The organism is Vibrio sp. Vb0667, from assembly GCF_033391095.1.
In genome coordinates, this window is the sequence record NZ_JAWPOL010000003.1 from 206,333 (window position 1) to 222,289 (window position 15,957).

13 protein-coding genes are annotated in these 15,957 nt (G+C 44.9%); 2 read left to right on the plus strand and 11 right to left on the minus strand.

Annotation, left to right across the window (positions count from 1 at the left end; all coding sequences use genetic code 11):
- Positions 1 to 91 precede the first annotated feature (91 nt).
- A complete protein-coding gene (locus R8269_RS06140; protein WP_005377659.1) occupies positions 92 to 1,672 on the plus strand; it encodes a BCCT family transporter in 1,581 nt (526 codons plus the stop codon).
- Positions 1,673 to 1,798: 126 nt separating this feature from the next.
- Positions 1,799 to 2,188, plus strand: a complete 390-nt coding sequence (locus R8269_RS06145; RefSeq protein WP_005377656.1) for an ATP-binding protein — start codon at positions 1,799 to 1,801, stop codon at positions 2,186 to 2,188.
- A gap of 19 nt (positions 2,189 to 2,207) precedes the next feature.
- Here R8269_RS06145 and R8269_RS06150 read toward each other — a convergent pair whose 3' ends face one another.
- The 11 genes from R8269_RS06150 to R8269_RS06200 form a co-directional block, all read right to left on the minus strand.
- A complete protein-coding gene (locus R8269_RS06150; protein WP_005377654.1) occupies positions 2,208 to 2,846 on the minus strand; it encodes a sugar transferase in 639 nt (212 codons plus the stop codon).
- Between the two features lie 10 nt (positions 2,847 to 2,856).
- Entirely contained in the window at positions 2,857 to 4,047 is a 1,191-nt protein-coding gene (locus R8269_RS06155; protein WP_005377652.1) for a glycosyltransferase family 2 protein, read from the minus strand.
- On the minus strand, positions 4,040 to 5,158 hold the full coding sequence (locus R8269_RS06160) for a glycosyltransferase (RefSeq protein WP_005377651.1): 1,119 nt from the start codon (positions 5,156 to 5,158) through the stop codon (positions 4,040 to 4,042). Before R8269_RS06160 ends, R8269_RS06155 begins: the two co-directional genes overlap by 8 nt.
- A 221-nt stretch (positions 5,159 to 5,379) precedes the next feature.
- Positions 5,380 to 6,813 carry a chain-length determining protein gene (locus R8269_RS06165; RefSeq protein ID WP_318222482.1) on the minus strand — a complete coding sequence of 478 codons (1,434 nt, stop codon included), beginning with the start codon at positions 6,811 to 6,813 and terminating at the stop codon, positions 5,380 to 5,382.
- Complete coding sequence (locus R8269_RS06170; protein WP_005377646.1) at positions 6,810 to 7,934, minus strand: glycosyltransferase; 1,125 nt, start codon at positions 7,932 to 7,934, stop codon at positions 6,810 to 6,812. Before R8269_RS06170 ends, R8269_RS06165 begins: the two co-directional genes overlap by 4 nt.
- A 115-nt stretch (positions 7,935 to 8,049) precedes the next feature.
- Positions 8,050 to 9,414 (minus strand): O-antigen ligase family protein, encoded by a 1,365-nt coding sequence (locus R8269_RS06175; protein WP_005377645.1) that lies wholly within the window; start codon positions 9,412 to 9,414, stop codon positions 8,050 to 8,052.
- Positions 9,411 to 10,841 (minus strand): lipopolysaccharide biosynthesis protein, encoded by a 1,431-nt coding sequence (locus R8269_RS06180; protein WP_005377643.1) that lies wholly within the window; start codon positions 10,839 to 10,841, stop codon positions 9,411 to 9,413. Before R8269_RS06180 ends, R8269_RS06175 begins: the two co-directional genes overlap by 4 nt.
- A complete protein-coding gene (locus R8269_RS06185) occupies positions 10,834 to 12,006 on the minus strand; it encodes a glycosyltransferase (protein WP_005377641.1) in 1,173 nt (390 codons plus the stop codon). The genes R8269_RS06180 and R8269_RS06185 overlap by 8 nt, the downstream gene beginning before the upstream one ends.
- An 11-nt stretch (positions 12,007 to 12,017) precedes the next feature.
- Positions 12,018 to 13,202, minus strand: coding sequence for a glycosyltransferase (locus tag R8269_RS06190; protein ID WP_005377639.1), 1,185 nt, complete (start codon positions 13,200 to 13,202; stop codon positions 12,018 to 12,020).
- Between the two features lie 144 nt (positions 13,203 to 13,346).
- Complete coding sequence (locus R8269_RS06195; RefSeq protein ID WP_005377638.1) at positions 13,347 to 14,417, minus strand: glycosyltransferase family 4 protein; 1,071 nt, start codon at positions 14,415 to 14,417, stop codon at positions 13,347 to 13,349.
- Positions 14,392 to 15,918, minus strand: a complete 1,527-nt coding sequence (locus R8269_RS06200) for a sigma-54-dependent transcriptional regulator (RefSeq protein WP_031778967.1) — start codon at positions 15,916 to 15,918, stop codon at positions 14,392 to 14,394. Before R8269_RS06200 ends, R8269_RS06195 begins: the two co-directional genes overlap by 26 nt.
- Positions 15,919 to 15,957: the final 39 nt, after the last annotated feature.

Genomic DNA, 15,957 nt, shown 5'->3' on the forward strand with positions numbered 1-15,957 from the left:
CTTTAAAACTTTAGAGTTCAAATTAATGGAGGGCGGTATTGGAGTTCTTCTCACCTGAGGGGCGTTTCAAATTCACGTTAAATTTGTATTTATGGATAATGCATTTAAAAAATATAGTATTGATACAACCGATTATCAGGTTGGACAGGATAACGTTCAAAAGTGGGGATTCGATATACATAACCCGGTTTTTGGCATTAGTGCGGGGCTCGTTGTTTTCTGTCTGATTTCACTTCTTCTTGTTGAGCCAACCACTGCTCGTGACGTATTAAACGGTCTAAAAAACGGAATTATCGAACAGTTTGATGCGTTTTTTATGTGGTCGACAAACTTCTTCTTATTGTTCGCCGTTGCTCTTCTTTTTTCTCCGCTAGGTAAAATCCGCTTAGGTGGCAAAGAAGCAACGCCGGATCACTCAACCGTTTCTTGGTTGTCGATGCTTTTCGCCGCGGGTATGGGTATTGGTCTTCTGTTCTGGAGTGTGGCTGAGCCGACCGCGTATTTCACTGATTGGTGGGGAATGCCACTTAACGCAGTACCATACACCGAAGAAGCAAAATCCCTTGCGATGGGTGCCACTATGTTCCACTGGGGTGTGCATGGTTGGAGTATTTACGCACTCGTTGCACTAGCATTAGCGTTTTTTGCCTTTAACAAAGGTTTACCACTTTCATTGCGCGCGGCGTTCTATCCAATTTTTGGTGACCGTGCATGGGGTTGGTTAGGTCACGTTATTGATATCCTTGCCGTTTTGTCGACGCTATTTGGTCTTGCAACGTCGCTAGGTCTAGGTGCTCAGCAGGCGACCAGTGGTATTAACCATGTCTTTGGTCTAGAAGGCGGCATTGGTACACAAATGATTGTGATCACCTTCGTTACCTTTATCGCGGTGTTATCAGTGATTCGTGGCATTGATGGTGGTGTTAAGCTACTGAGTAACGTCAATATGGTGGTTGCGTTTGCGCTGCTTATTTTCATTACCTTCATCACGTTTGATACGGCGTGGAGCTCGCTACGCGACACAACAATGGCTTACATTGAAAATATTATTCCATTGAGTAACCCTCACGGTCGTGAAGATGAAACTTGGATGCACGGCTGGACGGTATTCTACTGGGCTTGGTGGGTATCTTGGTCACCGTTTGTTGGTATGTTTATCGCGCGTGTGTCTAAAGGTCGTACGGTTCGAGAATTCTTATTCGCAGTCATCGTTATTCCTACAGTTGTTACTTTGATTTGGATGTCTGTGTTTGGTGGTATCGCGCTTGACCAAGTGGTGAATAAAGTTGGTGAGCTAGGTGCAAATGGCCTAACTGATATTTCATTGACTCTGTTCCATGTTTACGATGCGCTTCCGTACAGCTCAGTGATTTCAATGCTTTCTATCGTGCTGATTCTGGTATTCTTTATTACATCGTCAGACTCTGGCTCGCTGGTTATCGATAGTATTACCGCCGGTGGTAAGATTGATGCACCAGTACCGCAACGCATTTTCTGGGCGTGTATTGAAGGTGCAATTGCAGCCGTAATGCTTTGGGTTGGTGGTAAAGAAGCCCTGCAAGCATTGCAATCAGGCGTTGTTGCAACAGGATTACCGTTTACTTTTGTTCTGCTGTTGATGTGTGTCAGTTTGGTGAAAGGGTTAAGAACTGAACTGCCAGCTTACAAATAAATACAACGCGATCCATGATTGAGTTTAAATGCCGAGCCTAATGTGCTCGGCATTTTTTATTTCTACTTTTCTTTTCCAATAATTTCGTTACAGTTTAGGCTTATTTCCACCTCATTAAACTGCATTATGTCACTGGCTAAACTCATTCTTATTCGTGGACTTCCGGGTTCAGGTAAAACAACCTTAGCAAAACAACTGGCAATAGAGCTTGGTGCTAAGCATTTTGAAGCTGACATGTATTTTGAAAATGATGAAGGTGATTATCACTTTGAACCGGTTCAATTACCTCAAGCGCATGAGTGGTGTTTTCAGCAAACTAGAAAGTGGTTGAACAAAGGGAGAGTCGTGATTGTGAGCAATACGTTTGTTCGACATTGGGAGATGAAGCGTTACATGGACTACTGCATGAAGAAGCGCATCGAGGTGGAAATTAAAGTGTGTCACGGAGCGTATCAAAGCATTCATGACGTGCCACCAGCGACGATAGAAAAGATGCGCCGCCAGTGGCAAGAGTGACCGTTACCAGAACCGGAAGTTATTGACCTCGTCCGTCAATCATCACAACGAATGTTTTGCTCATGATTGAAAGGTCCATTGAAATCCAAGAGTAAAACGAACCTAAGCTTAGTGCGTAACTGTGGTCAAACCCAACTTTGCGTCTTACATCTTCAATGCATGCATCATAGCCTTGGTTAACCTGAGCTAAGCCTGTGATACCCGGTAACACGCCATATGTGCGCTCTACAAAATAGGGGATTTCATCTTCTAATTTCTGGTAGAAAGCTGGGCGTTCTGGGCGCGGCCCAATCATCGACATTTCACCTCTCAACACATTAAACAGTTGAGGTAGTTCATCTAAACGCGTTTTGCGTAAAAAGCGTCCTACTGGCGTGATGCGGGGATCATTTTCAGTTGCCCATACTGCGCCAGAGCGTTGCTCTGCATCAATATACATGGTGCGAAACTTCATGATTTGAAAAAGATCCATTTTTTCTGGTGTGCAGCGTCCTACTCGCAATTGGCGATAAATCACAGGGCCTTTCGATGTGGTTTTGATCGCTAGCGCGATAAATGGGAATAGTGGTGCAGTGACGACCAAAATAAGCATTGCAACCAGTACATCAAACGTTCTTTTTGCGTGGCATACATTTGAATCGTAGCGTGAGTTTTTCATGATGCTTTCCTTATTGGTTGACGCGTTTCCAACGTCCATTTTCCATTCCGAGCAAATACTTCATACCGCCGATAAAGTTGGCGAGATGACCAATGACGATGTAGCTAATCAGCTTAAAAGGTTTAATAGTGTTAAGTGCTGGCATTAAGTAAGTAATAAGCGCGATGCTGTAAATACCAACTTGTGCGAACAGCATTACTTGAAACAGCGGATTGTGTGCCAGTAGTAGTGAGCAAATAAAGCAAACAATCATCAAATAGGGTGTTGCTAAGCGCAGAACCTTTCCCGATAGAAATGCAAAGGCAGTGCCACGATAACGAGGTAGCAGTAATTTCTTTAATTGCATGAGCTGCTGCATGTTACCCGCTGAAATTCTTAGGCGTCGTTTGAAATCTGCGTCGTCTGAGCTTTGTTCGAGCTCAAGAGCCAGCATGTTTGGCTCGTAAATAGCGCTATAGCCTCGCAAAACGATTCTCATAGGGAGAATAAAGTCGTCATTAATGGTGCTAACTTCCAGTGGTTCAAATAAGTGAGTTCTGAAAGTGTAAAACGCACCGTGGGAACCAATCGTTGAACCTAACAAGGATTCTTGGTGCTTTACTCGAGACTGGTATTGCCAATACGCCGCTTCACCTTGGTTATTAGTGCTCATTATTTGATATGTTGCGTTAACCACTCCAACGTTCTCATTTTGATAATGCTGACTAGCTAGCAACAGAGAATCGCAAGAAATCAATGCCGACGTGTCACTCAGTGCGGTAATGTCCGAGCTAACATGACGCATTTCTTCGTTGAGTAGGGCAACTTTACCGCGATTGATTTGGTGATCATTAATAATGAACAGAGTATCAGAGCAGATTGCTTCTTGAATTGTCGCTTGAGCAATCTCGGCTGTGTTATCTGTGCAGCCATCACATGCGATCACTACTCTTAACTTATCCCTTGGGTAATCTAGGCTCGCAAGGTTACGGATCTTCTCTGCTATCCATTGTTCTTCATTGTAGGCGGGCACGATGACAGTAATAGAGGGTAGCTGGCTGTCTGTTTTGGAGGCTTTGTAAGCTCGCTCTACAAATGGTGCTTTGGTTTCGTCTTGCTGTTTTAAAGGAAGCCACTTAAGGAGCAGTGGATACCCAACGTGATGATAGACAATCAAAAACGCGGATAAACCAAACCCTATAATCCAAAGTAAATCATTCATAGCTAGCCTCCTTGGCCAAACGTGAGTAGCGACTCACCATGTCTCTGATATCAAAGTGTTTGAGAATAAAAGTTCGAGGAGAATGGTGTGATGATTCCAGTTGCTGTGATAACGCTTCGGCCAACGAAAACACGCGATTTGCTTCAACCAGTGTGCTGTTGTTCGGACAGAGCGTCTCTTTCACGCCGCCAACATCCGTCGCGACGCAAGGAATGTCACATGCTTGAGCCTCGAGGGTTGAGAGAGGAAATCCCTCTTGAAGTGATGGTAAGCAAAACAAGTCTAGGCTTTGGTAAAAGCTGGGCATATCGTCGACCAAGCCTAAAAAGGTTACTCGATCTTCAAGTTTTAACGTTCTAACTTGTGCTTCCAATTGAGCTCGCTGAGAACCATCTCCAGCAATGGCTAGGTGTGTGTTTGGCGTAAGATGAGAGAATGCTTCGATAAGCACTTTATGGCCTTTAACTGCTTCTAGACGCCCGGCAACGCCAATCACGATTTTGTCGGTTGGAAGTTCAAACAAGTGTCTTGTTGCCGTTTGGTCACCGCTTTTAAACTTCTGACAGTCAATCCCGTTATGGATAGTACAAACTTTGCGATACTTTAACTTGGTCTGTATTTGATGGGCGACGAAGTTAGCATCGGCAACCACTTGCGGGCGAATCATCGTTAGCAAAAGGGACTGTAGTTGAGCTGATTTTTTGTTATTAAGGTGCCATGCGTCGTGCTCGGTATGAATCACTACAGGTACGTGCGCTAAACGTGCAGCAATACCACCATATAAGAGTGGTCCGATATGATGGGTGTGGACCACGTCTGGTCGCATTCTTTTTATCATTGAAGTCAGTGTAGCGATGGTCTTCCCGCTGAATCCAGGTCTTTTATTAAGAAAGTGCAGTTGGCCTTGGTAGGGCAATAGTTTTTGCCAGCATTGCAGTGCTTGCGCTTTGCTTCCCTCTAAACTTACGACAAAAACGGAATGGTTTGGCTGCGCAAAACGAAGCATTTCTAGTACGAGCGTTTCTAAGCCGCCAGGAGCTAAGTGCTGCACGACGTGTAATATCACTTTTTTGCTGTGCTTAGTGTTATTGTGCTTTTGTCTGACTTCCATTTTCAAACCCTCGTTGAGTTCTTTGTTTATTTAGGAATTGCAGACAACGTGCCAAGAAATTAAACATTTAAAAACAATAAGTTAGCTTCAGTTCGTGTGAGGTTCTATGTTTATTCTCAATTTGAGATTCATATTAGTGGACATGCTATGAGGCTGTATAAGGCAGTAGTAAAAGAAAAGCACTCGCCGACCGAGTGCTTGTAAATGAGTTCTTATGGCGGTTAGTTTCCGTACACTACGTTAGGTAAAGTGGTGATGACAGGAACACCAAGGTGTTTTTCTAATGCTCTTTTTGAGCGGATAGAGTTATCGGCTAACTCAAGTATCGTCGCTAATCCAATGCCTAAACCAGCGCCACCAATAAATCCTAAAATGACAAATACAAAACTAGGTAAGTTAGTTGGAATCGTTGGCGTGAACGGTTCATCAATGATTTTTACGCGCTTATTCTCTTCAAACTCTCCCAAAGAACCCGTTAGTTGGGCCATCTCATAGCGTTCGACGAGTTCATCATACATTTCTCTCTTCACTGCGACGTCACGAGCTAAGCGGTTGATTTCTGTTGCTGTGCTCCCAAATTGGTGCGCATTTCGCTCTAATTCTTGGATCATGTCTCGCAAGCTGTTGGTTTCTTCCGTAAGTGCTTCAAAACGTCCACGCATCATTTGTAATTGATGTAGTTGGGAGACAAGTAGAGGCTGTGCTTCGCCAAGACTGTTTACTGTGGTATTGCTCGCGATATCCCATAGTTGAGCACTGTTTAGTTCTGGTTGTTTAGAGTTCAAGAGTACCGAGCGTTCCTGCTCCAACCGGTTTAATTCTCGCAACTTACCTTGAACTAAACTATGCGCCTCTGTGTATTTAGCGCGAAGCAGGGTAAGTTCACTACGAATGTCGATGATTTGCTCTTCCAGTTTACCGATAACCGGGTTCGTTTTGGATAGTTGTTGATCCAAACTGCCTAGACTTCGTGAAACACCAGCAAGCTCCGCCTCCTTTTCGGCTAGCGTTTGTTTGAGGCTAGCAAGGCGAGTAAGGCTTTGAGCTTGCATTTCGGGTGTCGCGTCTGAGTAAGTATTTTTATACTCTGCAAAAGCTTGTTCAGCCTTGTCTAGTTCTTCCCTGCGTTTGTTGATATGGATAGTCAAAAAATGACTCGAATCTTTAATCGAAGAACGCTCAGGAGCCAAAAGCTGTTCGACAAAATGCTCTCTGACAGAGAGCAGCATCGACTCCATTCCTTCTGATTTACCACTTTGCAATTGAATTTGAATGAAGTCTTTACCGAGTGGCTGAATAGACAGGCGCGACGCAAGATCTTTTATGATGAACTCTTGCTCTTTTGCACTCATCTCGTCATTGATCAGCGATTGTTCTTTTGCGACAGAATACAAAACGTGTCGGCTTTTTAGCAGAGTACTGAGTGCGCTCAATCGGTCTTTAAGCATTGTTGAGACGGCAAGGTCTTGAAGGAACGGGTTCATTTTCGCTGTCTCTTGAATAAGCATGCTGGTATGAGCAACATAAGTCGTCGGAACCAGCTTACTTACGATGAAGCCCAGCACCGGCAAGACAAGCATAGGGATAACGATCATGTAACGACGTCGCCAAGCGCCATGTAGTAATACACTAAGGTTCTCTCTCAAATCGTTCATAGCGCCCTCACTAATTTATCAACTTGGTTGGCTCTTGCTTCCCAGCTTTGCTGTTGAACAAATGACTTTGAATCTGTCGGTGGCGGTAGGAGGTGATCGAGACTGGCACGCACGTCTTCGACATCTTGAACCACATGAAGCATATGTTTGTAGGGCATTAATGCAGGAAACGGTGTGCTGATAACAGGGGTTCCTGTTGCCAAGTACTCAAGAAGTTTAAGCGGATTACACGCTTTGATTTGAGCGTTATCAACAAAGGGCAACCAACTGGCATCCCAGTGTTGGGAGTAACGTGGCAGAGTGTGATGCGCTCTCGGGCCCAGGTAGTATACGTTGCATCTTTGTGGAAGTGGATTATCACTGAACTCGTTAGGGCCGATGAACACGAGATCCCAGTCAGGCGCTTGGTCTGCGACTTGGGCAATTAAGTCGTAGTCTAACCATTCCGACAAACTGCCATAAAAGCCCAGCACTTTGCGACCATTATTAGGAAAATCTTCAGCCTTAGGTGCTGGCTCAGAAAACAGACTAAAGTCGACACCGTGAGGCAAAGTGACGGTTTTACCAGATGGAAATTTGGTGGAGAGTGTTTCGCTTGCCGTAAAGATAACGCTGGCCGCATTAACAAGAGTACGTTCGTGCTTGGCCACCGTGTCGTGGTCAACACCAGCTAAAGCGCTAAAGTCATCGCCACAATAGTAAATCAGTCCACGTGGGTTCATTTCTGAACAAAGATCGGCAGCAGTCGGGAGCGACGTCCAAAATACAGGCTTATCAAAACCAAGAGCTTGTAATTGTTTATTGAGCTGGTGTTTCATCATCTTAGCGGCCACTTTTCTTGCTAATGCAGAACTAGGGGCAGGAATGGTGAGCAAGTTGATGATGTGAATGTTTGGGCTTGTTTCAGAGTCCAATGTTGGCTTGTGTGAGCCTACGTTATGAAATACACGAGTGAGTTTGTTTAACGCACGCTGTATGTCTTTAGAATCCAGCTTAGGTTGACGAAGGCCAATGGAGTTCACCCAAAGGATTCGATGGTTCGCTGCTAGTTGCTTGACAATATGCTGAGTGGAAGAGGGTAACCCACCAAAATCTTCTCCAAATACTACGATGTCCGTCATGTGGCTCTCCTTGAGTCTTGGTTATTTGATTACTAATTAAGTGAGTAATCACAATGCGTGCCAAGGAATTAGCCATTTTAAAACAGTGAGTTATGGGTTTTGTTTATGTTTGAAACTAGGATTTCTCATTTTGACAGTCACTTTGAACAATACGGCTAACGACAACTGTTAATGCCGCTAGAATGTAAATTGGCCAAGTGAAACCTTGAGTCAGAAACGTACCTGATACGATGGTACCGATAAGCCCACTTAACACGGCGTTTGCTCCTACAGAGAGGGTGTAATCTGATTTTGGTGTCAGCAATGAGATGGAATGCAAAGAGGTGCGGATCAATGACACAATTAAAGTAATGAACACCGCGAGCCCGACAAAACCCGTTTCTGCTAACACGCCAAACCAAGTACTATGGACGGCGTGGTTGATACCATCCCAGTGTGGGCTGTAGAAATAGTAATTAAAGTAGAAGTTATCTAGACCTACGCCAGTCAACGGATGATGCAGCGCCATTTTAAATGCCGCTTCCCACGCATAAAGTCGCCCCATCGCAGAGGCATCTATACCATCCTCAGCGGCTCCCCCCGATTCTCGTCCTGAAATACCAGCGAATGCGTAGAGTACGATCGCTGCGATGGCGCCTAGTACCAAGACTAATGTTTTGCTTTTGATGTGTTTAAAAGCAAAGTAGGCAAATACAGACAGTGAACCGAGTAACCCACCGCGGCTCTGAGTCTCAATTATCGCAAAGAACAAAACCAAACAGGTGATAAGGGCAAAGAGCCTGAGATGCTTGGGGGAATGCTTCTCCATCAATTGACTAACGGTAAAGGCAAGGGGAAACATCAGCACTAGTGCCAAATCGTTAGGATCGCCAAGTACTGAACCTATGGATCGTCCTATTGACACGCGCGTTCCTTCGACTAAATCAATGCCATTCGCAGCGTTTTGTAATGCCACTAAGCCAATCAATAATCCGGCGAAAATAATTGCTTTTGACATCTGAGCGAGCTGTGAAGGTTTAGTAATAAGCCAGGTGATGGCCAACGTCATAATGATGATTTTCCAATAGGTATTTTTGAACACCGTTATTGCGATATCACGACTGGAAGCGAATATTATTCCGATGATCACCAGACCCCAAAATATACACAGCCACTTTAATGAAGGGTGCCAAAAAGCTGTAATCTGGCGGCTTATAAGAAGGTGAAAGGCGAGTGCGGCGAGTGCCCCCAGTGATAACAGTAATGGGATCTTGAAGTTATAGATAACAGGAAAGGCTTCGTGAATACGAAAGAATGAAAAAATAACGAACAGTGTGACAAGCCAAAACGTTTGATTGAGAACAAACAGTAACGCGAGTGGTGCGAAACACAACGCAACAATCAAAATGGGATGAGGCATAACAATCCAAAGCAGGCCGATACAGACTGTAATCGTCAGTGCTGCGATGGACTGTTTTGTTCTCACCTTGGTTTCATTCATAACGAGTATCTCTTCACCTGTCCACGCCTTTTCACTATGTATCGAGTGAGAGCATTGAGCGTCTCTTTACTCATGTAGCGAGTGGCTATCCATGCCAGCAAACTGCATGTCAAAATGCAAATTGCGATGGCGATTCCTATTGATTGTGAAGAGTGAAGCAGGAACAGTGCCACACCGGATATAATCTGTAATAAAACCATCAGACTGAGGTGAAAAGGCAACGTCATACATTGTTGGCCTACTACATAAGTCAGGCCCAGCTTACACAGTTGTGCGTAATAAAGCGCAATGAACACACCATAAATACCCAGAGAAGATAAGCCAAACAGCAAAGCAATCGCAACGCACGCAGAGACGACATTTATACCCAGTAGCCAGCGAGTACGACGCTTGTACAAAATGGAGATGTTAATCAACTCACTCCATTCTTTTAACATGGAGATAGGCAGCAAGAATAAGCTGAATAATACCGCGTCATGATAGGTTTCTGGCAGTAAGTGGGTGATCATCACCATTGCTAATGTGCCGACCACTACACTCAAACCTGTAATGTAAATCATACCTAAGTGTGTGATGCGCACTGCTTCAGTGCTCTTGCGCCCTTCTAAGTAGTTAAATCGACGTGGCATCCACCACATGCCAAATGGCTGCACTAAAATACACATGCCCACTGCAAATTTTACCGCTATCGCGTAAATCCCTAACGTCGCAAGAGAAGTGTTGGCACCAATGAACCAGCGTTCAGCGCCATTGAGACAAAATGCTACTAAACCGGCCATCATCATTGGTAGGCAGTAGTTTAGGTATTGTTTTGCCAATGTCAGTTTAGGAAGGGTGACATTGTAACGGTTAACGATGTGCAGCCAAACAAATTGAGTAATAGCAGCCAACAAGCCACCCCACAAAACAGAAATAACATGGGGATGAACAGACAGCGCCGCGACGATAAAAATGACCTGAAAAATGGTGGTAGTGACCATGACGTTAAGCAGTGTTCTTGCTTTGTCGTCTTGTGTTCTTAACCAGGCAGTGCCGATTGCAATACTGCCTTCTAGAACGATAGCAAACATAACAATAGCAAATTCGACTCGCGTAAAAGGCGCGGGAATGGGGGCGATTAAAATGATAGTGAGCAAGCTAAGAGCGACGACGCCAGCGATGAGTAAAGCAAGTGAGTACAGCTGGTTTAGTAGGCTTGTGCGTGTATTTTTATCCTTTTCAACGCCGACGAATCGATAAAGCGCTTCATGCAAAACGAAACTGACAAACAAGGTCGTAACAACACCAAAGGTTGTTAAAAGCTCAAGCTTGCCCATTTGTTCTGGTGAGAGAAAGTGGGGCAATACAGGCAGCATGATTAGGCTGATGCTTTTATTGATCACTAAGGCGATAGCAAATAGCGTCATGTTGGTCATTGCTTTAGACATGGTCATATCCTTTGATGTCTCGCGGTGTCTTGAGTGTGCAATCATTGTTGGTAGCAATTTCGGCAGCAAGGTGCTGGGCGATTGGCAAATAACAACGTTCGGCTGTGTATAGTTGAGAAACATTGAGTGCTTCGATACCCATCGTTACTTTCATCCACGGCGATTCATTCAAAAGGCGAATTGCGTTGTGTAACGAAGCCACATTGTTAGGCGTGTATTTAATACAATTTCGGCCGTGAGTTAACACGCGGTCCCAATAACTATCATCATGTGGAATGACGACACACATACCTGCAGCGAGCGCCTCCAAAATAGATAACCCAAAAGGTTCGTTGAGACTGGTGGAAACAAACACACCACACTGTGAACGCAATTCATCTAAGTTGTTTGGGCACTCATGCCATTCAACACCTTGTGTGTTGAAGTCCGGTGTTGAATATTCCACACCTGCCACGTTAGGTTTGATGTAACACACGGTGGATTTGATCTTTTTCGACTCATCAAGTGTTAAAGCATCAAGCAAAAGATCGATGTTCTTCCATTTTAGTAAGCTAGCTGCCCAGAAAACGCGGCTTGAAATCGGATTCGCTTGTTTTGGCCAGCGATCTTTCGATAATCCATTAACAAACGTAGATGTATTCAAACCACACCAATAGCGTTCGGTGGCTGGCTTCTCTGTTTTGAGGTAGGCCTGTAATGCTTCTACCATTGATTCGCGGGTGTTTGCCAAGTAGTAAATTGCCGATGCTTTTACTAAGCAGTAGCCAGCAGATCTCGATCGTCCAATAGGGCCATGAACCATCTGTACCACAGGCTTTTTGCTAATTAATCGTAGTAAGTACAAAGGCATATCATTACTTGGGCAAGATAGGCCCAAAAAGCTATCTATTTTTGGCAGCTTCATGCACGCGTAGAGAAGTTGGAGAAAGTAGTAAGCGTTCATCAACCAGTAGGTCAGTCCATGAGTCGAGTTAAATGGTGATGGTTTTATTTTTATAACTTGCACACGCGGTGTATCACTAAGCAGTGACGCCCAATGCTCTGGATTTGTAGTGAGTAGATAACCAATCACGTTCAGCTTATCGCACTGCTTAAGGAGCTCTGCATTCGCGATTTTGGATCCACCTTGCATTGGGATGGCGTCGAACATCAATACACGTTTCATGACCGGGCTCCTCAATTGATGCTCAACCAGCGTGAAAGAGGCTTCATGCAGTGAGTCATTGGCATTGGTGTAATGGCGTTGTTATTAAGTTCACCTTCGTAAATACGTTCAATAGCGTTGATAGATGCAGTCGTCGTTAAGTGCTGGCTAGCATGTAGGTAAGCGTTTTCCGCCAGCTTGTTTCTTAATGCCGCGTCTTGCATGACTTGTTGAATCGCGTTTAACAGGCTCGCCATTCCACTGTTCTGGTACAGCAATGCAGAGTGATTATGCTCGAACAACTCAGGAATGCCTCCCGTTTTAGGAGCCACGATAGGCAGTTGAGCTAAAGCCGCTTCCCCGAGCACGAGACCAAAGGCCTCTTCATAGGCGCCGCTAATAAAAGCGTCTGCATTACCACACATCCACGCTCCGGCATTGTGTTGCTCCCCGACAAAGTGCACTCGTTCTTGGATACCAAGATCCGCGGCAAGCTGTTGCAATGCTTCTCTTTCTTCGCCGTCACCAACAATAACAAGGTGAGGGTTGTGGTGGTGGTAGTTGTGCATGCGCATTGCGCGAATAAGGCGGTCGAACCCTTTGCGCTTAATCAGCGAACCCACCGACAGAAAGGTAAAGGCCTGTGATGGGATTCCGAGGCGATCTTTAATGTCGATGGGTGTATCCACGCCTTGAAGTGACACGCCGTTGTGTACGACATGAAGTTGGTTTTGTGGGTAGCCGTCCTGAATAATTTCGCGTCCAACATCTTTGCTAACGCAAATCAATTTTGGAGAGAGGTGAAGTCCGAGAGAGAAGCGATCGCGCAATGTATAATGGCAATGAAGTTGCGTGACAAGTGGTATATGATTCATGCGAGCAGCCAAACACATCCATTGACAAGGGCCGCCGCTATTGACGTGTACCAAGTCGATGCTGTGCTTTTCGATCAAATCTGAGCCTTGTTTGATAAGGCTATTCCACCCGCTAATATCCCAGCGTGGAGCGCTCCAACCACCCACCAAATTGAAGGCTGAATGTTCCGCTTCAATTCCGAGCGATTGGCACTTATCGATTAATGGTTGGCAGTTTGACCATACGAATGGCTCAAACTTATTGCGGTCGATTCCTGAAATGAGATCCAGAAGCACCACTTCACTGCCGCGAATCCAATTATCACCATAATGAACATATAGAATGCGTTTTGGCGTAGTCATAAGTCACCTCTGTCTCATCATTAATCTGCGTTAACTGCTGAGCTGCAATAGAGATGCCAAAATATGCCATTAGTTTATGTGATTGAATCTTATATGATATTTATGTTTGGAACTCATCATTCTCATATTGAGAACCAATATGGATTAGTGATCCGCTTCAATTTGATATTTTTGTAGCAATACGGGAATCACACTTTGCGCTGAGAAATCATCAATGATGGTTTGTCGAGCATTCTGGCGAATGAGTGATTGTTGCGCTTCACCAATCGACATCCAGTCATGAAGACATTTAGCAAGAGAGGGAATGTCTTCGACGATAAAACCATTTTTACCCGTTTGGATAATATCTGGAAGACGACCTACACGTAAGCTCATCACGGCAATGCCTCTCGACATGGCTTCAAGCGCCGCCATTGGAAGACCCTCATAACGAGAAGAGATAATAAGTACGCTGATATTTTCCCAAACACCTTCCATATCGGTTTGATGGCCGAAGAAAGTCACATTTGAAGGGGCAGTTTGATTAAGCGACTCTTTTTCTGGGCCATCACCGTACACACTAAACTGTAATGTTGGACAGACCCTCGCTACCTCAATAAATTGATCGGCGCCTTTTTCCTGACTCAATCGGCCGACAAAAGCGATTTCCTGATAGTTGAGTTGACTGTTGGGAATCGAAACAAAGTTATTCAGCAGTTCTGAAGAACAAAAAACTTTGCGCTGAATACTTGGACTGACAGCAAAGCAATGGTCAGATAGGCTGCCTGAGCTTCTATCAAGCCAATCGTATAGCCATAGCTTCCCTGAGGACGATTCACCAGCATGATAAGTTGAAATCAAACGAGGAAACGTTCGGGTGAGCAGTTTGGCGCAGCGCGACAAAATCGACGCTTTATAACCATGGGAGTGAACCACTGAGGGTTGGTGATTGGCGACGGCGCTTGTTAGGTGCTTAATTTTTAAAGCTTTATTGGGCTCGCCAGACAAATAGTTTAAGTAACTCACAGGGATCGCGGCTTCTTTTGCCTTCTGTACAATCTGAGCGGCTGGCGAATACTCAGTGGTTAGCACAACTCGAGCTTTGTTTCCAAAGGCGATTAATCCCCGAGCTAGCTCGATAACGTGACTTTCAATGCCGCCGAATAGACGGCTATCAAGCAAGATCCAAATTTCACCAATGGCAGGTTTATCAAGATTGTTCGAGATTAATTTCATCCGCTTCCCACGCTTGTTTTTTTCGGTAAACCGTAGATGGGCTTAACTCCAGCATGACAGCGGCGTTGAGGACGTTGCCATCACAGTACGCGATTGCGTTTTGAATTGCTTCACGCTCTACTTGCCACATAGGACGAATGGTTCCATCAGCGTTAAAGTACGGTGAGGTAGCAGCAGAGGACGGTGTACCAGGCAGCTCCGCTGCGGTAATCGACGGTTCGACCGCAGAAGGTGAAGGTTCCTCAGTATAAACAGGTGGTGGTGTGATTGGTGCAATGTTTGCTGACTCTTGAGCAACATGCGCAGGCGTCGTTGTTTTCGTCACTTTAGACTTTTTAGTAAGTTGAGCGGGTAGGTGGCTCACCGTGACTTTTTCGTCGTTATTAAGCACCACAATGTTACGTATGATGTTTTGTAGTTGCCTTACATTACCCGGCCATTCGTAATGCTTGATGATATGTTGAGCTTCGCTGTCGATTGTTGAGAATTTCTTTTTGTCCTGTTTGGCGTAAGTGGTCAAGAAGTGCTTGGCAAGCGTGACGATGTCACTTCCTCGTTCACGTAATGGGGGCATATCGATAGGTATAACGTGCACACGGTAGTATAAGTCTTCACGAAAACGACCTTCTTCTACTTCTGTTAATGGATCTCGGTTAGTGGCACAAATGATTCTCACATCTACTTTCATTTCTCGAGTGCCACCAAGAGGGGTGTAAGTGCCCGTTTGTAGAAAACGGAGCAACTTCTTTTGCATCTCAAGTTCCATTTCACACAGCTCATCAAGAAAAAGCGTACCACCATGTGCCAGCGTCGCCGCACCTTTTCGATCTGTTGTTGCTCCAGTAAAGGCCCCTTTAACGTGACCAAAAATCTCACTTTCCATCAAATCTCGTGGAATAGCCCCACAGTTAATTGCAATAAAAGGCTTGTCTTTACGGTCGCTCTGGCGGTGGACGGCTTCAGCACAAACTTCTTTACCTGTGCCGCTTTCTCCCACAATAAACACACTGGCAGAAGTTGGCGCAACAGCATCAATGGTCTTGTATACCGCCTGCATCGGGAGGCTTGAACCGATGAATCCGTGATAGTTGTGGCGATCAAACTTGGACTGAATATTTTCCACCAAATCTTCCAATTTGGCGCGTTTGAGGTGCAATGCGACTGATGTTTTTAGGCGATCAGCGTTTATGGGCTTTTCTAAGAAATCTTCCGCACCTTTTTGAATTAGATTAACGGCTAAGTCGACGCTGCCGTGTGCCGTAGCAATAATAACGGACGTAGGAATGTCATTCTGGTTGATCCAATCCAACACGTCTTCGCCAGACATGTCGGGCAGTTTCAAATCGAGAATGATGAGCTGAGGTTTGCTTCTTTCAATAAATTGAATCGCTTCGCGACCTGTCTCGACATGAAAAATGTCATAAGGTTCGTCTTTCACATACTGCTTATAAAGTATGGCTAGTGAAGTAGAGTCCTCTACCAGTAACACCCTTGGTCTCATAGTCCCATCCCAACGTAGTTTGTTTCATTTTTTATGATT